Below are 25527 nucleotides of genomic sequence, written 5' to 3'. Positions count from 1 at the left end.
GCTCTGAGCCACGGTTCCGCTACTGACCTGGCGAACGGCGACGCAACAGGAGCGCAGTTCAACTCGCCCCGAAACCATCAGTAAGCCCCGATCCGATCGGCTCTCCGCCAATGGAACAACGAACACTAACTCGCTGCACCCGCCTGCCAGGCGGGTACAGCCTCAGCTGGCAGGAACGTCCGTCGTGGCCGCGTCGTCCGCGCTGCCGGACAACGGTCCCGGGATGGCGGTCTTGATACCTGCACCGCTTTTCCGAGGCCTCCCCTTCGGGCGGCGCACGGGCGCCTCCGCGCCCAGCCGCGAAAGCTCCTCCGCACTCCAGCCCGCAGCCTCCGCGGCCGCGAACGCCTGGCCGTACGGCACCTCGGTCTCGGCCAGCTGGTCGCGCAAGCGCTTGCGCTGCGCCATGAGGCCGGCGAGCGGCACGATCGCCTTCTCGCGCCCCTCCTGGATCTCACGCATCCGCCGAAGGAATTCGTCATCTCTCGTCATGCCGGGGATCGTAGAACCGCCGTCCCCGACGGTCTCGAACCCGCTCGCAGGTGTCACCCGTATCGGTGATTCGCGACCATCACCCCGGCGTATCTACGAGCAGGTAATTCGACAACGAACCAGAGTGGCGAAGCGGGAGTCCGGCGAGGGACGGGGTCGCTCCGGATCCGTGAGAAAAACGTCCTCACAGAGCCGAGGAGCAGCGAGGGTGAGTGCCACGCAGGGTGGACGGCGCCGGGAGCGGCAGACCCGGTCACCCCGGTCGAACCGGGTGAATCTCGCCTACGACGATGTCGAGCTGACCATCGTGCGGGAGGCCGCGAACCGCGACGGCATGGCCGTGTCCGCGTGGGCGGCCCGCAAGGCGCTGGCAGTCGCCAAGGATCAGCTCGTGCCGGTGTCGGCGGACGCCCGGGATGTGCTGGCCGAGCTGATCCGGTCGCGTGGTGAGTTGGTGCGGCTCTGCGCGTCGATCGGGCCGAGCGGAGACGGCGGTGTCCAGCCGATCGTGCACCTCGTCGAGGAGGCCGTTCGTCGGGTAGATCGCGCGACGCTCCAGGTGATGCGGGAGCGAGCGTCGCGCTGGTGATTCCGAAAAGGGCGAAGGGTGGGAACGACACCGCGGGGCTTCTGTTCTACCTCTACGGTCCCGGAAAGCGGGACGAGCACGAGGACCCTCGGATGGTCGCCGCGTGGGCACCGTGGGTGCCCGACCCCGCGCGGTCGGCGAACACGACGGTGGGGGACCTGGGACTTCTGCTGGACGCCCCGGTGCACGCCCTCCCGGGCAACGTCCCCGCCGAGCACGTCTACCACGTCGCCGTGCGCACGGCTCCCGAGGATCCGCTCCTGACGGACGGGCAGTGGGCCGAGGCCGCGGCGACGATGATGAACGCCGCCGGCATCGCCCCGCACGGTGACCCGTGGGGTTGCCGCTGGGTCGCGGTCCGCCACGCGGACGACCACATCCACATCGTCGCGACGAAGGCCCGGCAGGACGGGATCCAACCGAATCTGCGGCAGGACATCGTCCGGATGCAGCGGCTCGCCCGACAGCTCGAGACCCGATGGAACCTACGTCCGCTGACGTCGGGGGACCGAACCGCGAAACGCTGGCCCACGACGGGCGAGACGCGAAAAGCCTCCCGCCGCCACCTGCCGGAGAGCGCACGCGACCAACTCGAACGAACCGTCCGTACGGCAGCGGCCTCCGCCGCGGGCGAGGACGACTTCTTCGCACGCCTCCGCTCTTCCGGAGTGCGGGTGACCCAGCGCGTCGGCGCGCAGGACAACGCGTTCACCGGCTACGCGGTCGCGCTCCCGGGCGACCGGGACCGGGGCGATCGCGCGGTGTGGTTCGCGGGCTCGAGCCTGGCCTACGACCTGTCGCTCCCCCGTGTCCGGGAACGCTGGCAGGTCCCGATCCCGGCGCCCGAAATCCCGCCCGACATGCTCTGGCAGACGCTCGAGCTCAACCTCGACGTGGTCTCCGGGCGACTCGGCGCCGACGGGCCACGGCAGGGTGCCGGTGACGTCGCCGCTCTCGGCGACCTCCTCGTCGTGGTGGCCGAGAACGCGCCGTCCCCCACCGGGCCGGCTCTGCGCGCTTCCGCAGCCGAGTTCGAACGGGCTGCACGGGCACCGGGCCACCGCGACCTCGACGGGGAGGCGCGGCTGCTGCTGCGTTCCTCGGTCCGGATCCTCGTGTCCGCTGCAGGGTCGTCAGGCCGTAACGACACCGTCGCCTTCCTGGGCTTCCTCCTCGCCCTGGCCACAGCCGTCAAGGCGGCGCAGCTGTGGCACGAGGAGCAGGGCTACCGCCTCCAGGCCGAAGCCGCGGCCCGAACGGGCCGGCCGCTACGGGAGGCGGTGGAACTCGTCACCGGGGCATCGTCGGTCGGTGCGGGAACCCGGCCGCGTACGAGTGGGACGGGACCGTCGCCACTGGCCGAGGTCGTGGCTCGGGCCGTTCCCGCTCATGCGTCGGCCGTACTCCTGGACCCAGCCTGGCCCGCCCTGCGCGAGCGGCTGTCCGCGTTGGGGCGGCACGGCGTCAGCCCCGTCTCGGTCCTCGCCGCGGTGGCCGCCCGACGTGAGCTCAGGTCAGCCGAGTCCGTCGCCCAGGTCCTCGTCTGGAGGCTGGACGGCTGGGCCGCCGCTCACAGCGTTCCGTTGGACGCAGGACCAGCAGCTGCTGCTCCGCAGGCCGGCGCCGCACCAGCGCACCCTCCGCGGGCGATCCCAGGTTCGACCGTCGGAGCAGGACACTCCCCCGGCCGTGGAGCCGACGGCCCCACCCGGAGCCGCTGACAGACAGGAGACCCCGATGACCATGCCCTACCCGGGCGAGCCCTTCGCCGAGGCCGTCGGCGAAGCGGTGCAGGCATCCACGATGGCGGTACGGCTGGTGCTCGCCGTCGCGGACGCGGTCCGCCGTGCGGCGCAGCGAAGGACGGGCGGGGAACGCCAGCTGCCGCCGGTGGACCAGGCCCTCCCCGAGGCGGCCGGGGACGTGAAGGCCAGGCTCGTCCCGGACGTCGCGTGGGCCCTGATGTCCGGTCCGGACTGGCCCGCCATGGCACAGCAGTTGGTCGCGTTGCGGCAGGCCGGTGTCGACCTCGATCACTTCCTCCCGCAGGTCGGGGACATCGCCGTCGCGGTCCGGGACGCGGTCGCCGCCGACTCGGCGCGGGTCGCAGCGGGGCGGACGCAGGAGTGGGCGCGGGTGCTGCGTGCGACCGTTCCGGCGGGCCCGGTGCGCGAGGCCGTCCTCTCCTCCCCCATCTGGCCGGAGATCGCCGCGACCATGCAGGAACTCCACGACCACGGCATCGACGTCCGACGGGTCCTGGCCGCGGCCTACGCCGAGGGGCTGGGAGTCGACCGTGCGGTCGGCCGGACGCTCAACGCCCCTCAGCGATCGGGCGCTGCTCCGAGCCGGGACGCCGTGCTCTCCTACGGTCCGCTGACGGTGGGCCTGGACCTGCCGAAGGACCTCGACCTCGGAAATCGCCGTAGGGCGCTGGCGCAGCTGGGGGTGAGCCAGGCGGAGAACGGCCGCTTCGTCCGCTGGGTCCACGAGGCGATGCCCGGCCGTGAACGCGAGGCGGGGCTGCTGGTGGGCTCCCGTCAGTGGCCCCTGCTGGCCGCCCGGATGGCACGTATGCAGGACGACGGCCGGTCCGTCCCGGACCACCTCGTCCGGCTGATGCGCGACCGCGGCTGGGAGGCTGGCCCCGTCTCCCAGCTCACTGCCCGCCTGATCCACGCCACCGTCGCGGCCTTGCACCGCCCGACGCACGACGACCTCGCGTCGGGCCCAGTCGTGACCAGCGCGGCAAGGGCCTCGTCAGCGGCCGCCGGACCTCCTCCCTCACGAACGCGTGGCACAGCACTCACCGGCCCCGGCACCGCTCCGCACGGCGCTCCCGTCCCTCGCCCTGGTACCGGACGGTCCAGGTGAGCCCAGGCCCTGCATGCCCAGCTGGAAGCCGTTCCGGTCGACGCGCTTCTCTGCCCGACGGTCAGGAGGCCTGGACCACCGGCGGGCGGCTGGTGCGGGGCGTAGGCGGTCAGGTGAAGAACGGGTCGTCCACGATGTGGACCCAGCCGCCGTCCGGCTGGCGCCGGAGGATCTCCGTGGTCGTGGAGATCACCGGTTCGGGGCCGGCGCCCGTGAGCGTGGCGGTGTTCGACACCAGGGCGATGCCGTCCACCTGCCGGATCTCGCGCAGTTCGAGCTCGAGTCGGGCGCCGCTGTCGATCAGTTGTCGCAGGGCCTTCCGGATGGCCTCGGTGCCCACCAGGTGGGTTCCGGGGGTGGGGACGAAGTGGGCGTGCGGCTCGTACAGCGAGAGCAGGCCCTCGATGTCACCCGCCGCCAGGTACTCCGTGAACATGGCCCCGACTTGCTCGGGCGTCCGGGCACGGCGCCGGGCGACGGCGCCGACGGGACGGTCGCCCCAACCCGCCATGGCGATCAGGTCGTACCAGGTGGGCTGAGCGCCGTACGGCAGATGGTGGCGCAGCACTGCTCCCGGGAAGGTCAGCGGAGTCGCCTTCTGCGGCTTGGCGGTGGCCTGGGCGACGATCGCGTCGCTCAGCGCGTAGGCCAGGTCCATGCGCGGGAGCACGGCGTGCACCTCGTCGGCGAGGCCGGCCGGAAGGCTCTCGCGTCGGACTCCGAGGATGTCGGTGCCGATGCCCTCCTGCGCCAGCCGCACCTCTGGGCCCTTGCGCCCGGCGATGCCCTCCGAGGTGTGCAGGGCGATGGCGTCCCAGGCGATGGCGATGCGCCGTTCCTCGACGCCGCGTTCGCGGAGGAACGCCGCCGCGGTGTCGGCACCGTCGACCTCGAAGCGCTGGTCGCCGTTGCCCTCCTCGCTCAGCCCGATGTCGTGCAAGACGCAGCTGAGGAACAGCAGTTCGTCGTCGTAGTCGGTTCCTGCGCGCAGGCCCTGCTGCCGGGCGTGGGCGCGGGCGAAGACGTAGCTGCGGACGCTGTGGAAGAGGACGAAGTCGGGTGTGGCCCGCTGCGCACAGGCGTAGGCGTCCCGGGACAGGTCCGTGTCCGGGAGGCCGAGCCGTTCGAAGACGGGCAGGGGTGCGTCGGTGGTCACGGCAGCTCTCTTTCCGATCAGGGTGGCGTCGCCGTCGTACAGGGGCAGGCCGCCCGCGTAGGGGATCAGCCCGCCGTTGGTGTGCTCGGTCGCGGGCGCCGGGCCGCCGGGCCCGCAGAACTCCCACAGCTTCTCGCTCGGGGCGTCGAACAGCACCGACGTCTTCGCCTTGGCCAGCGCGATCTCGATCGAACCGAGGATCGCCCCGTCCATTCGGGCGAACGCGACCAGGTGTCCGCCGCCGTCGACGACGGCGATGTTCATCGGGACGCCGATCGCCACGGCGTGGGCGCGGGCTCTTTCGATCGCGGCCTGGGCCCCATCCAGCTTGATCCTCATGGTGCTCACCCCTGTCGGCTCACCGCGGAGGCGTCCCCGTCGAGGCCGTGCACAACCACCGCACCCGGTGGTGACGGCAGGAGAGCGTTTCCCGTGGTCATGAACCGACCGTAGGCGCAGACGGAGCGAGGCAGTCAGTGGCACGAGTGCCATCCAGGGATAGGATCGTGCCATGGGAGCCCACACCTCCGACGGCAAGCACCACGTGGTCGTGGTGGCGCTCGAGAACGTCCTCGCCCTCGACATCGGCATCCCGTTGCAGGTCTTCGGAAGCTGGCCGGACGGGCCGTACTCGATGACGGTGTGCACGGAACGGCCGGGCCTGGTGCCGATGCACGGCGGCCCGGCGCTGTCCGTCATCGACGGGCTGGACGCCCTTGAGACCGCGGACACCGTGATCGTCCCGGGGTACCTGGAGCCCGACCCGCCCTCCGCCGCGGTCACCGCCGCCCTCGCACAGGCGGCGGCCCGCGGCAGCCGGATGGTGTCCATCTGCTCGGGGGCGTTCGCCCTGGCCGCCGCCGGCCTGCTCGACGGCCGCCGGGCCACCACGCACTGGCGCTACGCCGCGGCACTCGCCGGCCAGTACCCGCAGGTGACGGTGCAGCCGCACGCGCTGTACATCGACGAAGGCCAGGTGCTGACCTCGGGCGGCGTCGCCGCGGGCCTCGACCTGTCCCTGCACCTCATCCGCCGCGACCACGGCGCCCGTCTGGCGAACCAGCGGGCCCGCCTCCTGGTAACCGCCCCGCACCGCACCGGCGGTCAGGCCCAGTTCGCCGACCTGCCGGTGACCGCGGACCCCTCCGGCACCACAATGCCGGTGTACGAGTGGGCCCTGTGCCACCTCCACCAACCGCTCACCGTCGACCAGTTGGCGCGCCAGGCCGGCATGTCCCGCCGCACACTCATCCGCCGCTTCCACACCGACACCGGCCGACCGCCCATGAGTTGGCTGCTCGACGCAAGACTCGGCCTCGCCCGGGACCTCCTGGAATCCACCGACCTGACGGTCGAAGCCATCGCCCGACGCTGTGGCCTGGGCACCCCGGCCAACTTCCGCACCCTGTTCAAGGCACACGTCGGGGTGCCGCCACGCACCTACCGCGAGACCTTCAACTCCACCGCTGCAAAGAGCCATTGACCGCTTTCCAAGCTGTACGGAGCAGTCTCTTCCCTGCGCTCATCCTCGGGCAGCGGGAATCCGTCGGCTCTCGACCAAAGCCTCCCACCCCCAGGGAGCTGCGTACGTCGGCCAGCGGGAAATCGTCGTACACCCTCTACGGCCTGGTGGCACCCGCGAAGTCGGAGGCGGGCATGTCGGTGACGGGAGCCCTCTTGACGACGTCCCCGGTCTTCGGCGCGGAGATCATCACCCCGTCGCCGAGGTAGAGGGCCACGTGGTAGACGTGACCGTTGCCGTGGCGCCAGAAGAGCAGGTCGCCGGTTCGGAGTTCGGCCTGGGCGACGGGGTGGTCGGCCGTGGCGGCGTACTGCTCGGCGGCGGTGCGGGGGAGCTGGCGGGCAGGCCAGTAGGCGTACTGGACCAGCGCTGAGCAGTCCCAGCCGAGCGTGGAGTCGGCCAGGCACTGGCCGCCGCGGAAGCCGTCCTCGCCGTCGCAGTGGCCGTGGCTCGGGCCGACGGGGCTGCCGCCACCGTAGCTGTAGGGAACACCGAGCTGGGAGGCGGCCTTCCTCGCGGCGGCCGGGCCGACACCACTGCCGGAGATCTCCGACAGCAGGCCGGCTCCGCCGAAGCGGCCCAAGTTCCCCATGATTTCGGCTACATAGCGTTGCGTCTCGCCGTAGGGCGGAACACCACGGCTGCCCTGGACCGCAGCCCAGCCCGCGTTGTAGCCGGCGAGCGCCAGGCGCCGGGGGTCGTCGGCGATGCCCGATGCCCGCGCTTGCACGAGCAAGCTGCACATCAGGCGGCCCTGTGCCATCACCGCGTCCCCGATGTCGTACGGCGACGCGGAACCGCTCTGGTCGTCGTCGCGCCCCCAGGTCGCCCAGGTACCCGGCATGAACTGCGCCGGACCCTCGGCGCCGGCCGGACTGCGGGCGTCGACCCGGAAGCCGCTCTCCTCGAACAACTGGGCCGCGAGCAGGGCCGGGGTCAGCCCCGGATCGTGGCACTGGCGGGCGGCCCGGAACACCCAGGGGCGATACGCCTCGGGCACGCCGTCCACCGCCACACGATCCGCTTCGACAGCCCCCGCCGTCGCCACCAGGGCAAGCGCCGCACCGATCACGCCGAGGAAGAGGACGAGCAGCCCACCGAATCCGAGCAGCACCTTCTTCACCGGAATCCCCTTGAGTCGTGCACGGATGGGTCCGAACGGGCGGCTGCGCGTGCCTTCCGAACGGCCGATTCCGTTACGCCATGCAGTCGAATGACTACGCTACCCTCTGTGGCCGAAGGAGTTCGATCTGCCAACGCAAGCAGCCAGGGAAGGTTGCGACATGACAGCCGATCCGGTGGTACCCGTTCAGCGCACGCGCGTCGTCCCGCTGTACGGAGTACTGCCGGTCCACGGATACGACATCGCCTCCGCCGTCGTGCTCCGGATGCTCGACGACGAGGGCGGCCGGGGCACACGAGCCTGTGGCCTCGGGCCGGGGGAAGCGGTGCCGTACGGCGTCCAGCCCGTCCTCGTCGCCCCGAGCACCGTCTACGGCATCGCCTCGGTCGAGGTGATCGTCCAGGGCTGGCCGACGGGCGCGGTGCCGAGGCCCTGGCTGGTCGTGGTCGCCGACGCTCCTGCCCGTCCCGCGCCGGCCGCCCGCTACCGTCTCCGCGCGCTCGGCGGACGCCTCGCCGGAACCACCTACCTGCCGTACCTGCCGGTACTCCGCTCGGTCGAGCGAGCGGAGGACGCCCTGGCCGATGCCGTCGTGGCGCGCGCGGCTGCCCGGCTGCGCGCCCAGCTCGAAGGGAAGTGACAGATGTTCGTTGCGGAAGACCTGATCCCTGCCGCCAAGCCGACCAAGATCCCCGGCATGGACGGCATGGTCTCGACCCTGTTCGGCTACGGCTTGTGGCTCCTCGTCCTCGCCGGCGTCTTCGCCACCGGGTTCGGTGTGTTCAAGCTCGCCACGGCCGAGAAGAGCCGCCACGGCGGCGGCAGCGAACCGTTCAAGTGGATGGGGGCCGGAGTCGCAGCGATCCTGTTGTCCGGCTCGCTGATCAGCATCCTCAACGGCATCGTGGGCTGACCAGTGCGGACCCGAAGGAGGGACGGAGTCCTCTCACGTTCTGCCCTGTGGAGCGCGGGGGCGCTGCTCGCCATCGTCGTCGGCCTGACCGGTTACACGGCCCTGTCCGGTGGCGATGCTCAGCCGTCGAAGGCTCAGCCCAGCGAACCCCCGGCCACCACGGTCGCAGCGCCCCCGCTACCGGTGTCGACGTACAGCCTGCCGACCACGTGGACCGAACCGCAGCGATGGCTCGCCGCGCCCCGGGGCACCCGTACCGTCGGCAGTCGGGAGGTCGGCTTCCCCCACAGCACCGACGGCGCGATCGGCATGCTGGTCGCCTCCTCCGGCTTCGACGTCGAGGGCTCCACGACCCTGGTGGACGAGCAGCTCACCTTCTACAGGACCTACACGGCCGCCTCCGATCGGACCCCGACCAGGGAGCAGCGGATCCGTCAGGGCGCAGCGAAGGCGGACGCACGCGCCCGCTCCACGATGGGCCTGCCGGAATCGGGCCCGTTGCCGGCCGGCGCCTGGGTTCGAACCCACCTGGTCGGCTTCAAGCTCGTCCAGGCCCAACCCGACTCCGTCACCGCCCACTTGCTGCTGCGCACCGCCCAGAAGGCCGGTGAGACCAGGCCCGAGGCCGTGTCGTACGCGGTGGGCACCATCGGGGTGGTGTGGCGGGACGGAGACTGGAAGCTCGACCCCACCGGCGGTACGTCCCCGGCTCCGGACTCGGTGCCGGAGATCGCGGCCCCCGGCGACCCCGCCTTCAACGCGCAGGGTTGGACCGCGATCAGGCAGGCCTCGTGAGGAACCGTCTGGTCGCCGTGCTGCTGGCTGTCGTCACCCTGTGCGGCCTCGTCGCGCTCGCCCCGCCCGCGATCGCTGACGACAAGCCCGGAATCATCGGTTCGCTCGCCCAGGCAGGTTGTGACTACGGGGTGGTCGGCGCCTACGACTACCTCACCAACGGCCACCACTGCGAGCACATCGGTGAGACCGTCGATCGGACGATCGACGCCGAGTGGAACGACGTCTGGAGCTCCACCATCGGGGAACTGCTCAAAGCCGGGATCGCCTTCGTCAAGGCCCTGGTGAAGTTCACACTGACGGTCGCCCTCCAGGGGCCGTCGCTGCGGCTGGAGGACACCGGGCTGTTCGGTGAGCATGCGACCTTGGCCGGCATGCTGGTGTGGCTCGGGCTGATCATCTCAGCGGTCGGCCTGATGTGGCAGATCGGGCGGATGGCCGTCACCGGGCAGATGCGTCACCTCGGGCAGGCCCTGAGCGGGTGGCTGCAGAACTGCCTGTTGTGCGTGGGCGGTGTCGCGGGCGTCGCACTGCTGCTCAGGGCTGGGGACACGCTGACCGACGGGCTGGTCGACAGCACCTTCGGCGACACGGGGACCGCCACCGGCCACATCGTCGACGTCCTGGTTCCCCATGTGGTCAACCCCTTCATCGTGATCTGCGGCCTGCTGGTCCTGGTGCCGGTCGGCTTCGTCCAGCTCGTGCTGATCTTCCTTCGGAACTCGGCGATTCCGATCCAGTGCCTGCTCCTGCCGATCGCCGGAGCCGGCCGGGTGGGAGGCGAGACCACCCGCAAGTGGGCTCCGCTGCTGATCAGGTCGATCCTCATCGGCATCGTGTACAAGCCGATGGTCGCGGTCATCATCTGCACCGGCTTCGCCGAGTTCGGCCATGCCGACTCGGTGGTCGAATGGCTGCGCGGGCTGACCACGCTGCTGCTCGGGGCACTCGCTCCGGCCGCGTTGGTGCGGATCTTCGGACCGGTCGCCGACGAAGTCGGCACTGCCATGGGCTCGGGCGGAGCGGTCGCCGCCATGTCGGCTGCGGCGGGTTATGCCGCCCGTAGGGGGCGCAGCGAGGGCGCCGACTCCGCAGGCCCGGCCGCCGAAGGCGGGGACGGGGCGACCAGTGCGGTCGAACATGCCCGCCGTGTCGAGCGGTCGATGTCCACGAGCGCGGGGGCCGAGGAGCAGTCGTCGACCGGCGGCGACGCGCTCGCCCAGGCGGCCCGCAACGGGGCTGCCCGGATTCCCGCACCAGCCGGGAGCCCTGACGGCATGCCCGGTGCCGAAGGCGTGCCGGGTTCGTGCGGCTCAGGCGTTGCGACAGGCGCAGCCGCAGCGGGTGGCGCAGCGCTCGCCATCCAGGTCCTGGACGGACTGAACAGCGCTGTACAGCGCGGCGCGGGTGAGATCGGGAACGGATCGGAGGGACAGCTGTGAGTGCCCACGAGGTACCCGACGGGTTGATGGTGAGCGGCCTGCGCACCCGTCGCTCCTTCGGGATGGGGAACCTGTCGAAGGAAGCGACGATCGGTGCGGCAGCGGTCCTGACCGCGGACGGCCTCATCGGCGTCCGCCACCCGGCCAGCCTGCTCGTCACCCTCCCGCTGACCGGGGCGGTCGTCGGTCTGGCCGCCGTCCGCCGGCACGGGATGTCCGCGCTGTCCTACTACCGGGCCAAGTTGGCGTGGCAGCGCGGATACCGCACGGGGACCACCTCCTACCGGCGGGTCCTCCTCCCCCAGCCCTACGTGCTCGACCTGCCCGGGGTAGGGGCGAGCTCGTCACTGATCGCCGCCCACGACCCGACCAGCGGCCGCAAGGTCGGCGTCGTCCACGACCGCACCACGGGTCGGATGACGGTCTCCACCCTGCTCGCACCCAGGGGAAGCCTCATGGCCCCCACCAGTGCCGTCCGCTCCGGGCTGCGAACGTGGGGCGAAGTCCTCAACACCATGTCGACGGCCGAGCAGATCAAGGGCGCCTCGGTCACCATCCAGATCACCCCCGGAGCCGGCGAGGCCCTGGCCGACGACGTCCAGCACCGGCGGCGACCCGACGCCCCTCGCCTGGCGCTGGACGTCATCGACGAGCTGGTGCGCACCACTCCGCGTGCCACCGCCCAGGTCGCCTCCTGGCTCAGCGTCACCGTCGATCCGCGTGCCACCGCCAACCCCCCGACCGACCTCGCCGAACAGGTCGGCGAGACGCTTCGGGTGGTCGACACCCTGGACCTGAGCGGGACCGGCACCGACATCGTCCGCCGGACCACCCCGACCGACCTGCGCCGGATCGTCCGCTCCGCGTACGACCCCGGCGTGGCCCTCGCCCGGGACGAGCAGTTCGACGAACTGCAGTGGGGCGATTGCGGTCCGATCGCAGCCGACGACTGGGTGGAGTCCTATGCACACGACGGCGCGGTGTCCGCCAGCTGGGTGCTCCAGGAGATGCCCCGCCGCCCGATTCCCTACAGCACTCTGCTGCCGCTGCTGGCCCCGGGCCGCTTCCGCCGACGGATCACCCTGGGCTACCGGGTCCTGGATCCGCACGAGGGCGAGGCACTGTTGGAGCGGGAGATCTCCGCCGCCGAGCACCGGGCACAGGCCACCGCCGAAGTGAAGGGCCGCGCCAGGTGGAGTCAGAAGGCGGACTACCAGCGTGCCGAGCAGGCCGCCCGTCAGGTCGCCGGCGGGGCCCAGGTCGTCGACTGGACCCTGTGGGTCACCGTCACCGCCGACAAGCCCTCCGATCTTCCCGCCGCCCAACAGGAACTCAAGCTCGCGGTCGCCGGCACCCGGGGGATCCGCATGCGACCGGCGTTCGGTGCTCAGGCCGCCGTCTTCGCAGCCGGACTGCCCATCGGTTACAACCCCCTGGTGAAGTAGAGGAGTTCTCGATGCCGGACAAGGCGCAGCTCCGCACTCCTCGGTGGGCCCACGAAGAGACTCCCACGGGCCGGGTGCGGTTCCTGGGACACGCACGCCGGATCCACGCGCCGCGGCTTGGCTGGGGCGGCCCGTTCGCAGGCCGCGTCGCGGTGGAGGACACCGGTGCCGTCTACACCGGCCCCACCAGTCAGATCGCGCTGATCGACCCGTTCCTGCTGGGCGCGGGCCTGCCGGCACGGGGAGTCCCGGTCGGCCGCGACGTCCTCACCGGCGAGCTGGTGTGCATCGACCCGTCCGGCTGGACCGGCAGGCTCACCACCAACCCGGGTGTCTGGGTGATGGCGCAGCCCGGTGTCGGCAAGTCCGCCCTGATCAAACGGATCTGCCTGGTGTACGTCGCGTACGGCCACATGATGTGCGTTCCGGCCGACGTCAAGGGCGAGTACGCCGTACTGGTCCGCGAACTCGGCGGCAGTGTCCTGCGGATCGGCACCGGTACCGAACGGATCAACCCCTTGGACTCCGGGCCGCTCAAGCACCGCTTGCCCGGTCTGCCCGCTGCCGAACGCGAAGCCCTGCTCGACGTCCTCACCGGCCGCCGTCTGGAAACCCTTGGGGCCCTGCTGGCAACCCGGGTGGGGCTCGGCCGCCAGGCGAACGAGATCGAGCGTTCGGCGCTGACCACCGCCGTCCAACTCGCCGCGGACGCCGTCCCGGGCGCCGATCCAGTGGTTCCGGACGTCACCGCCGTCCTCCGGCAGGCCCCGGAGGTGCTACGGGCCAAGCTCGCCGCCGAGGGCGACACGTACCTCGATCTGACCCGCTCGATCGTGGCCGGCCTGGACAACCTGGTCGGTGGTCCGCTCAAGGGGATGTTCGACGGACCCACCACGTCGCCGATCGATCTGAACGCACCGGCCGTCTCCGTCGACATCAGTGCCCTCAGGGCCCGGGGCAACGACGTCGTCTCCGCCGGGATGATCGCCAGCTGGGCCTACGCCTACTCCTCCATCGACAGCGCGCGAAGTCTCGGTCTGCTGCGCCGCAAACTCGTCCTCCCCATGGACGAGATGTGGCGGGCGCTGCGCGCGGGCCCCGGCCTGGTCGACGCGATGGACGCCATCAGCCGCCTGAACCGGACCACGGAGGACGTCAGCATCTACGCGACGCACTCGACCCTCGACTCCGAGTCCCTCCCGACCGAGGAGGACCGGGCGAAGGCACGAGGGCTGATGGACAGGTGCGACACTTGGGTGATCGGCGGCTCCACCGGCGAGGAACTCGGCCGGGTCTCGGGGCGACGGGCCCTCACCGAACAGGAACGCATGATGATCGAGTCCTGGGCCTCGGCCACCAGCAGCGGTCTCGACACCTCCGACCAGATCCACCCGGGCCGCGGAAAGTACCTGATCAAGTTGGGCACGCGGCCCGGCATCGCCGCCGCCATGGAGCTCACCGCGACCGAGCGCCGGCTGTACCACACCGATTCGGTGGAGAACGAGCCTGGGAGTGCCCGCCCATGATGACGGAGAACGACCGGATGTGGCTCGCAGGCGGAGTCCTCGTCGGCGGCTCGATGGTGTTGTCCGCGTCCACCTGGGCGGGAGCCGCGGTCGGGGCTGTTCTCGCAGAGGCCGACGCCCCTCCGCTCAGCCCGTACACGGTCTTCGAGATGACGCGCGACTGGCACTCCGTCTGGCCGCACTCCGCGACGGCCAGCGGGATCGGCGCCGCGTTCTTCGACCTGGCCGTCGTCGCCGGGGTCGTCTGGGGTCTGTGGGCCGCCCTGCGCTGGTTCCACAACGCCTCCCACCTCGCCACCCTGCACCAGGTGCGCGATCTCGCCCCCAGGCGGGCCGCCCGTACCGCCACCCGGCTGCGCGCCTCCCTCCGGGACGTCAGAGCACGCGACGTCGCCCCGCGCGATCGCGGCGTGCTCCTCGGGGACCACCTCCCCACCGGCGTCGAACTGCGGGGCTCCGACGAGGACACCTACCTCGCCCTGATGGCCCCTCGCGCGGGCAAGTCGAGCACGCTGGCGATCCCCGTCGCCGAAGGGGCGCCGGCCTCCTTGTTGGTGACCAGCAACAAACCCGACGTCTATGCCGCCACGCTCGCCGCCCGCCGACGGGCGGGCAACGCCTGGACCTTCGACACCCAGGGCATCGCCCAGGTCGAACGCGCCTGGTGGTGGGACATCATCGCCGAGGCCGAGACCCTCGACCGCGCCGAGCGCCTCGCCTCGCACTTCATCGCCCAGGTCAAGAGCGACACCGCCGACCCGTTCTGGGCCCAGGGAGCCAGCGACCTGCTGGTCGGCATGTTCCGCGCCGCCTGGTGGGACGGCGCCACCGTGCGGGACGTGCTCCGTTGGCTGGCCGACCCCAAGGAGCGGGCACCCCTGCGGATCCTCTACCGGTACGAGGAGGTCCTGGCCGAGCAGGTCGACAGTTCCATCAACATCGCCGAGGAGACGCAGTCCGGCATCTACCAGAACGCCCGTACCGCGGTCTCGGCGCTGCGCGACGAGAAGGTGCTCGCCTGGATGCTCCCGGACCGGCACCGTCCGCGGTTCCGACCCGAGGAGTTCGCGCTCAGCCGGGACTCCCTGTACCTGCTCAGCAAGAAGTCCGGGGCCGCCGCCGCCATCGTCGCCGCCCTGACCGACGCCGTGTTCACCACGGCGTCCGAGGCCGGCGAGCGCCACGGCGGACGTCTGCCCGAGCCGATGCGCGCGGTCCTCGACGAGGTCGCCAACATCTGTCCCATCGCCGACCTTCCGGACCTCTACAGCCACCTCGGCTCGCGCGGCATCACCGCGCTCAGCATCTTCCAGAGCTACGCCCAGGGCGTGCGGGCCTGGGGTGAGGCCGGCATGAACGCCCTCTGGGGAGCCAGCACGAAGAAGATCATCGGGGTGGGCCTCGACGACCCCCGGTTCGTCAACGACATCGCCACCCTGGTCGGCAACCACGAAGTGACGCGCGGCTCCTACACCAGGAGCCGCGACGGCGGTTCCACCTCGATCAGCGAACAGCGCGAGCAGATCCTCGAACCCGCCCAGATCCGCGCCATGAAGCGCGGCACCGCCCTGCTGCTGGCCACCGGCATGCCCGTCGCCCAGATCGCCCTGCGGCCCTGGTACGAGGAGCAGGCCATGGCACACCTCGGCCCCGCCATGAAGACCGAGGAGGCTGCCATCGCCAAGAGAGCCAATCTCGCCTGGGAGGAGCGGAAGGCACAACGCCGTGGCTGAACACCCGAGTTCGGGCACGCACACCCCCACCATGGTCTCGATGTCCGAGGACGTCGAGGACCTCAAGGCGGAACTGGCCGCGATGCGCGTCAAGGTGGAAGCCGTCGCGCGCAGCGCGGCGGAGGCAACGGGCCGACTCGCCACCGGCAGCGCGGAACCGGAAACAGCACCGGAAGAGCACAACGACCCGCGCTACCCGCCGTTCATCTTCCTCCTCGAAGGCGAGGAACTCTACGCGGAGCTGCGCCTGCTCGCCGAGTGGGTGGAGGGAGTCCTGGTCCCCGGCTGCCTCGGCGAGCCCTCGGCCGAGGCCCGCTGGTGCCATCTCTGGACCGAACACTGGGACGCGGTGGGCGCCCTGCACGCGCTGTGGCTGGCCTGGCAGGAACTCACCGACCCCGCCGTCTGCGGTTACACCGGTCCGAGCACCTGGTACCGCGACCACTACCGCCCCTGCATGGCGGCGCTGCGCGGACCAGGTGGCCCGTTCTCGGGCTGTACCAAGGGCGAGCACCGGATCGAGCACCGGCTACCCGGAACCGTACCGAGCGCCTGGTGCACAACTCAGGACGACAACCGACCCGACGGCTAACGGGTCCTCCGGTGCGCTTGCACGCTGGCCACCTCCCGCGCCAGCTCGGCCGCCCGGTTCGCGGGCATCCGAGCCGGCTCCAGCGGTCGCGCCGGCACCCTCGTGCTCCGGGCGCGCGCCGCGGCGGCCTGCACACGCCGGGTGTCGTAGGAGGGGTCGCCGGTGAAGCCGAGCGTGTTCCGGCGATCGGCGTCGAGAACGGCCCGTCCGAGCGGGTGGCCGACCGCCTCGGCCGCACGGGCGGTCGCGGTCTGCGCGGCCGCGGACGCCTGGCGGGCGCGGTTGTACGCCTCGGTGACCTCGCGGATCTGCTCGGGCGACGCCGGGTACCACCTGGTCCAGCCGTCCTTGATCTGGTCCGAGGGCGCGCTGCCTCTCGGGTTGTGGGCGGGGTCGGAGCTGAGCAGGGCTCCGCGCCGGACCAGCGCCTCCGCGATGCGGGGGACGTGCTCGGCGAGGACCTGGCCCGCAGCGGGAACAGCGTGGACGACGGCCAGCAGGTGCGACGTGTCGGCCGGGGCCCGGATGATCTCGTCCGCGGCCCTGGGGGTGCGCCGACCGCCGTCACGCGGGGTCCAGCCGGAGGAGAAGAGAGTGCGGCCGATCCGGACCACGGCGAACTCGGCCTCCCGTACGAAGCGAGGGTTCACCGTCGCCGGTGCGCTCCCGAGGCCGGACTTCCAGCCGGCCGCGGCCTGTTGCCAGGCCTGAGCCGCTGTGCGCAGGGCGCCTCCGGCCGTGTCGAGGAGACCGCGGGCCACGGGATCGGCGCTCAGCAGATCTCGGGTGTGAGCGATCAGACGGGCGGTGAGCAGGTGCGCGACCGCGGAGTGGTCGGAGGCGATCGACAGCTCGGCGGCGGTGGCGTCCGGTAGGTTCCGTGACGCCTGCTGCGCCGCGTGGGCGGCGAGCCACTCCAGACCCGCACCGGCGGCCCGGAGCGCTTCCCCCTGCGGTTCTCCCGGCCGGACCGGGGACGGCGGGACGGTCGCGGCAGCCGGAAGGTGGAGAAGGCCGGGAGCCGGCACGGACGGGCGGGGCGAGCTGAGCTGGCGGTGGATGCCGATGGTCGCCTGCTCGATCAGCACCGCGCGTTCCCTGAGCCGGTAGGCCACGGTGTGGCTGCGGACCACCCGACGATCGGGCGGGCACAGCTGGCCGATCCGTACCGCCACCCGCCCAGCAACACTGGCGAGTTCGGCGGTCTCCGCGATGACGTGCCGCGCAACCCCACCGCTGTCCAGGTAGGCGGCGTACGGGCTGCGGGCTTCGCCGTCCGGACCGTGATGGCTGGCGAGCAGGTCACCCGCGAGTCGGAGGAAACGTACGGCGTCGGTCAGGTGCGAGGCCGCGGGGTCGGGCTCGGACCAGGCGTAGAAGGACTCGTCCCGCAGCAAGCGCCCGAGGATGTCCATGTTGCTGTGCAGTCGGGAGACGTCGCCCTCCGCGATACCGAGCGGGTCGGGGGCGTGCGGGCCGAAGCGATCGGTGTTGCGGTGGAGCAGTTGGAAGACGTCCGCCAGCGCGCCGCTGCGGGCGGCGTGCTGGCCCGGGGTGCTGCGGCTCTCGGCGTCGGCGAGGGTGAGCGCCGCCAGGGCGTACTCGAGCCTGGATGCCGCGAGCGTGATGAAGTCGCCCCAGGTGACGTCCATCAGCCGACGGGCCCCTGGTCGACCGGCAGGGCGTTGCGCAGCGCTGTGGCCGCGTCGCGGGTGTGGAGGGCGGCCGTGTGGCGGTCCCGCAGCTGCTGGACGTCGTCCGAGGTTCGGGCGAGCGAGTCCAGGGCGTCGGCAAGGGCGGTGAGCCGGCCGACCAGGTCGTGGTCCGCCGCTCGGCCGAGGTCGCCGGGGACGCTGTCGGGCAACGGTAGGTAGATCGTTGCTTCGGTGGCGTAGGAGGCCGCGGCCAGGGCGGCCAGTTGGTCGTAGCGGTCGTCACGCACGGCCAGGTCGGCGAGCGCGTGCGCGGCAACGGCGGTGTTCCTCAGAACGGCAGCGGCTGCCAGCTCGACGCGTTCCGCCGTAGCGGAGTTCGGGTTCATAGTTCGGTCCTCCTCGGGTCGCTGTACGACGTCAGGCAACCACGGGCGGCGGCTCGATGGACGCGGTCACCCTGCCCTGTGGATCGACGCGGGCTGTCGGGTGGTGAAACTCACCGGATCGGGTGAACACAGTGGGCGCACCTCTGACGTGACTCACCTCTGCTTCGGACGACGCCCCTGCTGGACGGCCACTCCATCGGGTCGCAGGTGTGCGGGCTGCTCCCCGACGCCGGCAGCCGACCGCCGTTGTGCCTGACGGCCCGACCTGGCCTTCGCCGCGTCCGCCGAGACGCGCCGACCCTGCACAGTCATCGGGCTCGGGCGCTCCAACGCTTCACCCATCCTGCGAAGGTCGGGAACGTCGATGGTGCCGGAGGACGACCTGCTCCGGGGAGCGGACTGCAGAGCGGTGCCCGAGGAGAGCAGTGCCACGGCCGTGGGAAGGCTGGTCCGACTCCGCGCAGAGGTGCTGTAGGCACTCGCCGTCTCGCCGAGGACGAGCAGGGTCGCGGCGGTGGGTAGTGCCCCCTGCCTCCGGCGCAGCAGGTCAGCTCCCTGATGGGCCAGTTGGGCGATTCGCTCGCAGGCGTGGATCGATGCGTTGCGCAGGAACTCGGAAACACGGTGGTCGGCGAGGAGCCGGTGGGCCCACTCGCCTGCCTTCGTCGCGATGTTCCGCCACAGTCGAGCGACCGCTTCCCGCACGATTCGGATCTCTCGCCATTCCCGCAGACCTTGAAGGGCCGGGTGGCTTCGATCGGCAGCGCGGAGTGCCGCGTTGACGGCCTCGGCGCTACGCCCAGCGGTGGAGGAGCCTGTTACGCCCGTCGCCACCGCCGCTTCGGGTGCGGCCGGAGTCGTGGTGATGTGCCGCCATCGGACTTGAAGTGCCTCGACATCGGCTTCCAGGGCCGCCCTCAGATCGTCGACCGAACGGCTGCCCTCGGGCACGATCTCCGTCCAGGCTTCGACCACCTCTCGGAGCTGCGCCTTGAGGTCAGGCAGTCCGGCCTGGTCCGTCGTCTTGACCGGTTCCGAGGAACTGATGCTGTACTGGTCCCACAGCGGCAACTCGTCCGGCTGTGGGGCAAAGTTGGCCATCGAGGCTTCTTGTTGCACTGCGGCCTCGCCATCAGCCCTGGCGCCCGCCAGCCAGTTGCCTGCGAGACCGGCCGCTGCGGCATCCTCCTCAGCGAGCCGGTCCCAGGTCCTCTGACCACTCGTCGGAGGAACGCCGAGGATGATGTCCTCCTGTTCCGCCGGCCGTGGTGAGCGCATTCGCCGTCTCCCTCACGCTCCAGGCACGCGCCGATGCACTCGCAGCAGCGACTACCACCCCTGGTCTAGCACGGCGTGATCCGGTGCCCCGCGATCGACGCGTCCCGCCGATCGCAGTCGTCGACCAGTGCGCCCCCTGTCCGGCACCACGTCACATCGGGGTCCTCCGGGGGAGGCCGGGATGCACCAGGCCTCCCCCGCCTCTACGCGGCAGGCCAGTTGTGGTGCGCCAGGCCGCCGGGGTCGGTGAGGGCTCCGTGGATACCGGCGGCCGGGTAGGGGATCAGTTCCTCGGGCAGGGCGTCCTCGGCGAAGAAGCGCAGATCGAGGCACTTCTCGGGTTCGCGGTTGACGGGCTCGCCCTCCCACTCGGTGGCGACGAAGAACAGGCCGAGGCGCAGCGTGGTGGGGTCCTGGTGGTGCAGGACGGTGTAGGCGAGGCGGAGGTGGTCCGGGTCGACCAGGAGGCCGGTCTCCTCGTCGAGTTCGCGGGCGGCGCCGTGGGCCGGCTTCTCGCCGGGGTCGAGCTTGCCACTGGGGGCGTGCCACTGGCCGTAGCCGTAGGGGCCGCCTCGTTGGGACAGCAGGATCTTGCCGTCGGGGGTGCGGGCGATCACGTGGACGTCGACCACCGGCGGCGGGGTGGTTGTGCTGCTACTCATGCTCTCTCTAACTTCCCTGCGGAGTTTTGGTGTTGATCGCTCGGTCCGGGACTGCTCCCAGGATGGCCTGTGCGGTCTGCTCGGCGGTGAGGTGGGTGGTGTCGATGGTGTGGAGCCGGTAGCCGAGGCGGTTCAGGATCGGGACGGCCTCGGTGTAGAGCCGGAGTTCGCGGGCGGTGGCGGCGGAGTCGAGCTCGAAGCGGTGCCGGGTGCCTCTGACGGCCAGGCGGCGCTGCACGGTGTCCGGGTCGGCGGTGAGGATGACCGCGAGGTCGGGGACGTCGGCGCCCTGGTTGATGGTGAGGAGGAAGTCGACGTCGACGCCGTCGGCACGCTGGAGGACGAGGGTGGAGGCCATCCAGCGGTCCATCAGTACGGTGGTGCCGGCGGCGCGGTGGGGGCGGATGTCGGTGTCGAGTTGGTGGAGGCGGTCGGCGGCGACGGCCAGGGCGAGGGCGCGGCCGCGCATCGTCGCGGCGGCCTGGCGTACTGCGGTGCCGTAGGGGGTGGTCGAGGGGCCGGTGGCGGTGTGGACGGTGTGTCCGGACGCGGCGAGAGCGCGGGCGGTGGCGGCGACGGCGGTGGACTTGCCCAGTCCGCTGGGCCCGTCGACGCTGATCAGCAGGCCGCTCATGTCCTGACCTCCTGACGGGTGCTGGTGGTGCGGTGGTGCTGTTCGCGGGAGATGTCGGCGAGCCAGCCGTGGAGCTGGGCGAGGGGGACGTCGCCGAACTGCTGGCCGGTGCCGAAGTTGAACTCGTCACGGCCGCGCATCGCCTCGTCGGCGCCATGGTCGGTGAGGTCGATGTCCTGGTAGGTCTGCAGGGCCTCGGGGTCGTGGCCCTGCTGGACGAGGCGCTGGAAGACGGGGCTGCCGGGGTAGGGACGGAAGGTGAAGGCGGAGGCCCGGAAGGTGCCCTCCGAGCGGTCCGAGAGGGCCCAGAGTTCGCGGATGTGGGCGAGGGTGGCGAGCGCGTCGTCCCGGGTCTCGCCGGGGTAGCCGAGGATGAAGTAGCCCTTGACGCCGACGCCGCGTTCCAGGAGTCGACGGGTGATGTCGAGGGTCATCTCGGGCGTGATCCGCTTGTCCATCGCCCGCAGGATCCGCGGGGAGCCGGACTCGATGCCGAGCGCGACCTCGCGCAGTCCGTTGGCGCGCAGCTGTTCCAGGACGGTGTCGTCCTCGCGGTCGAGGACGTTGATCCGCCCGGTGGCGTCCCAGACGTACTTCTCACCGATGCGTTCGGCGGCGAAGGCCTCCAGGGCGGGGTGGATGATGCGGCGCGCGCCGAGGAACAGGTCGTCGACGGCCCTGAACGCGGTGCAGCCGTACAGGTCGTGGAGCTGGTGCATCTCGGCGATGATGTTCTCGGGGGTACGGGTACGGATGCTGACCTCGGGGTTCATGGAAGCGGCCGCGCCGCAGAAGCCGCACTCGTAGGGGCAGCCGCGCGAGCAGACGAGGTTGGCCTCCCAGCGACCGTCGTCGGCCTGGAACGGGTCCTGGGTGAGGTAGCGGCGGTCGAGGAGGAGCGAGTTGATGTCGGGGGCGAGCCAGCGGGCGGTGTCACCGTTCCGTGGGATGCCGGTGGCGGTGGTGCCGAGGAGGCGGTCGCGCCACATCACCTTCGGCAGCTCCCGGCGGCGGTGGACGTCGCCGAGGAGCGCGGTGACCCGGGTCTCGCCCTCGCCGACCAGCAGGGCATCCAGCCGCGCGAACCGCGGATCGGCGAGCACACGTTGCGGGTCGGCCTTGGCGTGGTGGCCGCCGGCCATCAGGGAGATCACCGGGTCGAGCCCGGCCGCGATCCTCGCCGTGAGGTCGTAGGTCGGGGCGAGGAGGTTGAAGCCCACCCAGCGCGGCCTCAGTTCGTTGATGAGGTCGGTGGTGTCCTGGACGCCGAGTCCGTGGGCCTCGGCGTCCAGGATGCCGACGTTGAAGCCGTGCTGGGCGGCGTGGGTGGCGAGGTAGCCCATGCCGAGGACGGGCAGGGTGTAGTCGTTGACGCGCGGGCGCAGGTCGTAGTCGCGCAGCGGGGCGTTGACGAACAGGCAGTCGAGGATCCGGTGCGGGTCGGCACCGGCGACCGGGTCACGGGTGGTGCCGGTCCGATCCTTCGAGCTGGTCGGTGCGGGCATGGGCCCCCCAGGTGAGTGTCGACAGGGTCAGGGTGTGGAGGTGGCGCGGGTCGTGGCCGGCCAGGTGGTGCCAGTGCGCGCCGAACAGGGCCTCGGTCTTCTTCGGCTTGTCGGCGGCGGGCCAGGGGTGGTCGGGGGCGATGCGGGCGGCCCAGGTGCGGACCGCGAGATCGGCGTGCGGGTAGACCGAGAAGTCGCCGGTGAAGTCCGCGGCGGCCGCGGCTGCCGTCCAGGGGCCGATCCTCGGCACGTTCACGAGTGCGGCGACCAGGGCTGCGGCGTCCAACTGCTCCCAGCGGGAGCGGTGTTCGAGGTAGGCGGTGGCGGCCGCGCGCAGCGCGGTGCGGTGGAAGGTCGTGCCGACGGCGGCGAACTGCTCGTCGGTGAGGGTGAGCACCGCGTCGGGCCCGGGTGCCGTGTGGTGGGTGTAGCCGTGGGCGGGCAGCTCGGTGCCGTGGACGGCGCACCAGGTGCGGTAGAGCTTGCGGGCCTGGTCGGCGCGGACGACCTGGCGCAGGATCGCGGTGGTGATCGCGTCCCACAGCCAGGGGTTGGCCACGCGCACGCTCGGCCCGAGGGCGTGCACGCCGGTGCGCAGGGCGGTCGGCACGGCGTCGGGCAGGTCGCCCGGGTCGGTGGTCACGACGGCGGGCTCGTGGTCCTCCGCACCGCCCGCGCGGGCCAGGCCGAGGCCTGCCGGGGTGAGCGTGGCCAGCCACCGGCCGCCGGCGGTGCGCAGGGGCCGGTACCAGTGGCCGGTGGTGGCGTTGCGCTGCCAGGCGGGGTGATCGGTCGTCAGGACGGCATGCACGGGTGGCTCCTTGCCTCGGGTGGCGTTGGTGGTGCCCCAGCTTGCCAAGCCGGGAAGGGCGCCGTCGGGCACGGCTGCTGCTCACCGGTTGCCGCGCGGCAGGGGCTCGATGACTCCGTCCGCCGCGAGGGCCTGGTACAGGGCGTGGTGTTCGGCGTCGGTCATGGGGCGCGAGTGCACGGGCGGGGCGCCGTCGGCAGGCCGGGGCCACGAATCGACGGGTGGGACGAGGTCGGTGGCGGCGTGGGCGGTGGCCGTGTAGGGGCCGCGGAGCATCAGGGTGGTGGTGTCGGGGCGCATGAGGGCCTGGTGCGCGAGGGTGGTGCCCAGCGTGTAGGAGCTTCCGGGCAGTTCGGTGGTGGTGACGGCCGGGCGCAGCTGGTCGGCGGTGAAGGGGCCGGTGTCGCGGCCGTCGGTGCGGGTGGAGACGGTGTGGAGGTAGCCGCCGGTGAGGACGCGGGCGCCGAAGGCGTAGCCGTGGGTGTGCGGAAGGCGCTGGTTGGCGGGTCGGGGGTTGGTGTTGAGGCGGATCTCGAAGCCGCGCCAGGTGTCCAGGGCCAGGACGATGCGGTCCAGGAGCAGGGTGGTGCGGCTGGCCTCGAAGCGCTCGTAGTCGAGGACGGCGGTGGTGGTCAGGTAGGACAGGGTGCTCTTGTGGACGGCGAGGTGGTGGAGGGCGTCCTGCTGGGCGTGGAGCTGCGCCAGGGTGGCGTGGTGCAGGTAGGGGATGTCCTGGAGGCTGGTGCCGGGCCTGCGGCAGTCGTGGGGCTCGGGCCGGGAGAGGCGGGTACGGGCCTCCTTCACGGCGACCTGGTACTCGGCGGGGGTGAGCGGTCGGGAGTCGGGGGCGGCGAGGGGGTGGTGGGTGAGGACGAGCTGGACGCTGTGGGCGGGGGCGGTCAGTTCGGTGGTGGCACCGCTGTGGATGGCGCAGAGCTGGCCGGGGTTGAGGCTGCGCAGGTACTGGGGCCGGCGCTGGTCGGCGTCGTCCTGGTGGCGGGACAGGGCCAGGTCCAGGATTCCCGCGAGGGGGAACAGGAGGACGGTGTGGTCGGCGGCCCGGGGCGGGGTGGGGGTGCCGTCGGGCAGGCACAGGTGGAGGGCGGGCTGGTCCTGGTGGGCGTGGGCGAGGAGCAGCTGGGTGTGGCCGGGGACGGTGTGGGAGGCGGTGGCGAGGGCGTGGGGGTCGGCGTGGTCGAGGAGGTGGAGGAGCTGGGCGGTCACGGGGGTGAGCCAGCCGTCGGTGATCAGCCGTTCCGGGACGGGGATGGTGCCCGGGTCCTGAGTGAGCAGGTCGGCGGCCGGTGGCAGGAGGAGTTCGGCCCGGGTGCCGTCCGACAGGGTGAAGATCATGGTTGCTTCTCTCGTTCAGTGACGGTCCGCCGACGGAGCCGCGCGGGCCGAAGGGCTGAGCGGGCGGAGCCGGGCTGGAAGGTCATCGCCTCCCCCAGGTCCAGGGAGGCCGGTGGGCGCCGCGCAGGCAGGCCACCTGGTGGGCGGCCTGCCTGCGCAGATGCGTGTCGAGGTGGGCGCGCCGCACGGTGTCCGTCACGGCGGTGAGCACGACGACGTCCCGCACGGTCTGGTAGTCCGGCCAGGCCCCGATCTGGCCGTAGGGCGGGGCAAGGGCTGCGCGACTGTAGGCGGTGTAGGCCGCGGTGTACGCGTGGAGGTCGTCGCGGTGGCCGCGCAGCAACTCGGTGTGCCAGCGGGCGGCGACGAGGTCCCACTCCCGGTGTCCGTACCGCAACGGGTACTGCGGGAACAGCCGGGGGTGGGAACCGTCGCCGTAGCAGGGGGCGATGGCGCGTGCGCCGAGGATGACCGTGGACGGCGTCGGCCATTCGGCGCGCTCCCACTCCTCGCGCAGCTCGGCGGCGCGTTCGCGCAGGAACCACTGGCTCGCGTCGTCCAGCGCGACGTCGTCCAGGCCGTCCAGCAGCCCCTCAAACGGGTCGTGGTCCTCCAGCCACAGGGCCGCGCCGGGCCGGATCCGGTGCACGGCCGCGGTGAGCCGCGCGCTCGCGGCGACGTCGCGCAGCGGGTGCCCGGGGCTGCGCCAGAAGGTGACCGCGCGTCCGTGGGCGATCCGGACCTGGTCGTAGTCCGGGGCCACGGCGGCCACCCGGTGCTCGTGGAGCAGCCGGGCACCGCGCAGCAGGGCCCCTGCCTCGTCCGCGTCGGCATGCACGAGGGCGAGCGCCCTGGAGGCGGGCAACCACCAGGCGTGGTGCGGGTGTTCGCCGACCAGCTCGGCCTGGGAGGGGTTGTCGCCGGTGTCGGTGCAGACCTGGGTCAGGGCCGCGTAGGCGGCCGCGACCTCGTGCCTGCGGCCCTCACTGGTGATCCTGGTCAGCGTTCTGGTGCGCGGTCCGACGCTCACGGCGCAGTCCT

General features: G+C 71.8%; 24 protein-coding genes. 12 read left to right on the top strand and 12 right to left on the bottom strand.

The features are described 5' to 3' along the window. Nucleotides 1-162: 162 nt before the first annotated feature. Nucleotides 163-492: a hypothetical protein gene (locus tag ACFWXO_RS03095; protein WP_380521752.1), complete on the bottom strand. Its 330-nt coding sequence runs from the start codon at nucleotides 490-492 to the stop codon at nucleotides 163-165. Between the two features lie 208 nt (nucleotides 493-700). Here ACFWXO_RS03095 and ACFWXO_RS03090 point away from each other — a divergent pair, with 208 nt between their 5' ends. The 3 genes from ACFWXO_RS03090 (at nucleotide 701) to ACFWXO_RS03080 (ending at nucleotide 3955) form a co-directional block, all read left to right on the top strand. Next, nucleotides 701-1081 (top strand): hypothetical protein, encoded by a 381-nt coding sequence (locus ACFWXO_RS03090; RefSeq protein ID WP_380521750.1) that lies wholly within the window; start codon nucleotides 701-703, stop codon nucleotides 1079-1081. A 92-nt stretch (nucleotides 1082-1173) separates the two neighbouring features. Further along, complete coding sequence (locus tag ACFWXO_RS03085; RefSeq protein ID WP_380521749.1) at nucleotides 1174-2802, top strand: relaxase/mobilization nuclease domain-containing protein; 1629 nt, start codon at nucleotides 1174-1176, stop codon at nucleotides 2800-2802. A 16-nt stretch (nucleotides 2803-2818) separates the two neighbouring features. Next, on the top strand, nucleotides 2819-3955 hold the full coding sequence (locus ACFWXO_RS03080; RefSeq protein ID WP_380521748.1) for a hypothetical protein: 1137 nt from the start codon (nucleotides 2819-2821) through the stop codon (nucleotides 3953-3955). A 109-nt stretch (nucleotides 3956-4064) separates the two neighbouring features. Here the strand turns inward: ACFWXO_RS03080 and ACFWXO_RS03075 are convergent, their stop codons facing one another. Next, nucleotides 4065-5450, bottom strand: a complete 1386-nt coding sequence (locus tag ACFWXO_RS03075) for a heme-binding protein (protein ID WP_380521746.1) — start codon at nucleotides 5448-5450, stop codon at nucleotides 4065-4067. A 172-nt stretch (nucleotides 5451-5622) separates the two neighbouring features. Here ACFWXO_RS03075 and ACFWXO_RS03070 point away from each other — a divergent pair, with 172 nt between their 5' ends. After that, nucleotides 5623-6594: a GlxA family transcriptional regulator gene (locus ACFWXO_RS03070; RefSeq protein ID WP_380521745.1), complete on the top strand. Its 972-nt coding sequence runs from the start codon at nucleotides 5623-5625 to the stop codon at nucleotides 6592-6594. 136 nt (nucleotides 6595-6730) lie between these two features. Here the strand turns inward: ACFWXO_RS03070 and ACFWXO_RS03065 are convergent, their stop codons facing one another. Next, on the bottom strand, nucleotides 6731-7756 hold the full coding sequence (locus ACFWXO_RS03065; RefSeq protein ID WP_380521742.1) for an NlpC/P60 family protein: 1026 nt from the start codon (nucleotides 7754-7756) through the stop codon (nucleotides 6731-6733). A gap of 160 nt (nucleotides 7757-7916) precedes the next feature. Between ACFWXO_RS03065 and ACFWXO_RS03060 the strand changes: the two genes are divergently transcribed. The 8 genes from ACFWXO_RS03060 to ACFWXO_RS03025 all read left to right on the top strand — a co-directional run bounded on the left by ACFWXO_RS03060 (nucleotide 7917) and on the right by ACFWXO_RS03025 (nucleotide 16202). Next, nucleotides 7917-8396 (top strand): hypothetical protein, encoded by a 480-nt coding sequence (locus ACFWXO_RS03060; protein WP_380521740.1) that lies wholly within the window; start codon nucleotides 7917-7919, stop codon nucleotides 8394-8396. A 3-nt stretch (nucleotides 8397-8399) separates the two neighbouring features. Beyond that, nucleotides 8400-8669: a hypothetical protein gene (locus ACFWXO_RS03055; RefSeq protein ID WP_380521738.1), complete on the top strand. Its 270-nt coding sequence runs from the start codon at nucleotides 8400-8402 to the stop codon at nucleotides 8667-8669. A gap of 183 nt (nucleotides 8670-8852) precedes the next feature. Next, on the top strand, nucleotides 8853-9464 hold the full coding sequence (locus ACFWXO_RS03050; protein ID WP_380521736.1) for a hypothetical protein: 612 nt from the start codon (nucleotides 8853-8855) through the stop codon (nucleotides 9462-9464). Further along, nucleotides 9461-10906 carry a hypothetical protein gene (locus tag ACFWXO_RS03045; protein ID WP_380521734.1) on the top strand — a complete coding sequence of 482 codons (1446 nt, stop codon included), beginning with the start codon at nucleotides 9461-9463 and terminating at the stop codon, nucleotides 10904-10906. Before ACFWXO_RS03050 ends, ACFWXO_RS03045 begins: the two co-directional genes overlap by 4 nt. Then, nucleotides 10903-12351 (top strand): SCO6880 family protein, encoded by a 1449-nt coding sequence (locus ACFWXO_RS03040; protein ID WP_380521731.1) that lies wholly within the window; start codon nucleotides 10903-10905, stop codon nucleotides 12349-12351. The genes ACFWXO_RS03045 and ACFWXO_RS03040 overlap by 4 nt, the downstream gene beginning before the upstream one ends. Before the next feature lie 152 nt (nucleotides 12352-12503). Then, a complete protein-coding gene (locus ACFWXO_RS03035) occupies nucleotides 12504-13877 on the top strand; it encodes an ATP-binding protein (RefSeq protein ID WP_380407674.1) in 1374 nt (457 codons plus the stop codon). Then, nucleotides 13874-15610, top strand: coding sequence for a type IV secretory system conjugative DNA transfer family protein (locus ACFWXO_RS03030; protein ID WP_380521728.1), 1737 nt, complete (start codon nucleotides 13874-13876; stop codon nucleotides 15608-15610). The genes ACFWXO_RS03035 and ACFWXO_RS03030 overlap by 4 nt, the downstream gene beginning before the upstream one ends. Further along, complete coding sequence (locus tag ACFWXO_RS03025) at nucleotides 15603-16202, top strand: DUF4913 domain-containing protein (protein WP_380521726.1); 600 nt, start codon at nucleotides 15603-15605, stop codon at nucleotides 16200-16202. Before ACFWXO_RS03030 ends, ACFWXO_RS03025 begins: the two co-directional genes overlap by 8 nt. Here ACFWXO_RS03025 and ACFWXO_RS03020 read toward each other — a convergent pair. From ACFWXO_RS03020 to ACFWXO_RS02980, 9 genes are all read right to left on the bottom strand, one after another. After that, on the bottom strand, nucleotides 16199-17854 hold the full coding sequence (locus ACFWXO_RS03020) for a hypothetical protein (protein WP_380521724.1): 1656 nt from the start codon (nucleotides 17852-17854) through the stop codon (nucleotides 16199-16201). The two genes, ACFWXO_RS03025 and ACFWXO_RS03020, sit on opposite strands and share 4 nt — an antisense overlap. Then, nucleotides 17854-18243, bottom strand: a complete 390-nt coding sequence (locus tag ACFWXO_RS03015; RefSeq protein WP_380521722.1) for a hypothetical protein — start codon at nucleotides 18241-18243, stop codon at nucleotides 17854-17856. The genes ACFWXO_RS03020 and ACFWXO_RS03015 overlap by 1 nt, the downstream gene beginning before the upstream one ends. A 153-nt stretch (nucleotides 18244-18396) precedes the next feature. Next, on the bottom strand, nucleotides 18397-19521 hold the full coding sequence (locus ACFWXO_RS03010; protein WP_380521720.1) for a hypothetical protein: 1125 nt from the start codon (nucleotides 19519-19521) through the stop codon (nucleotides 18397-18399). Nucleotides 19522-19724: 203 nt separating this feature from the next. Continuing rightward, nucleotides 19725-20183 (bottom strand): NUDIX domain-containing protein, encoded by a 459-nt coding sequence (locus ACFWXO_RS03005; RefSeq protein WP_380521718.1) that lies wholly within the window; start codon nucleotides 20181-20183, stop codon nucleotides 19725-19727. Nucleotides 20184-20190: 7 nt separating this feature from the next. Further along, nucleotides 20191-20817: a dTMP kinase gene (locus ACFWXO_RS03000; RefSeq protein WP_380521714.1), complete on the bottom strand. Its 627-nt coding sequence runs from the start codon at nucleotides 20815-20817 to the stop codon at nucleotides 20191-20193. Continuing rightward, a complete protein-coding gene (locus ACFWXO_RS02995) occupies nucleotides 20814-22322 on the bottom strand; it encodes a B12-binding domain-containing radical SAM protein (RefSeq protein WP_380521712.1) in 1509 nt (502 codons plus the stop codon). Before ACFWXO_RS02995 ends, ACFWXO_RS03000 begins: the two co-directional genes overlap by 4 nt. Continuing rightward, nucleotides 22276-23133, bottom strand: coding sequence for a hypothetical protein (locus ACFWXO_RS02990; RefSeq protein WP_380521709.1), 858 nt, complete (start codon nucleotides 23131-23133; stop codon nucleotides 22276-22278). Before ACFWXO_RS02990 ends, ACFWXO_RS02995 begins: the two co-directional genes overlap by 47 nt. A gap of 81 nt (nucleotides 23134-23214) precedes the next feature. Further along, nucleotides 23215-24486: a hypothetical protein gene (locus ACFWXO_RS02985; protein ID WP_380521707.1), complete on the bottom strand. Its 1272-nt coding sequence runs from the start codon at nucleotides 24484-24486 to the stop codon at nucleotides 23215-23217. An 82-nt stretch (nucleotides 24487-24568) separates the two neighbouring features. Further along, nucleotides 24569-25516 (bottom strand): hypothetical protein, encoded by a 948-nt coding sequence (locus ACFWXO_RS02980; RefSeq protein WP_380521705.1) that lies wholly within the window; start codon nucleotides 25514-25516, stop codon nucleotides 24569-24571. Nucleotides 25517-25527: the final 11 nt, after the last annotated feature.

The organism is Kitasatospora sp. NPDC059088 (assembly GCF_042738155.1).
Taxonomy (GTDB): domain Bacteria; phylum Actinomycetota; class Actinomycetes; order Streptomycetales; family Streptomycetaceae; genus Kitasatospora.
Note: the sequence above shows the minus strand (reverse complement) of the source record. Positions and strands in the feature narration are given on the sequence as shown.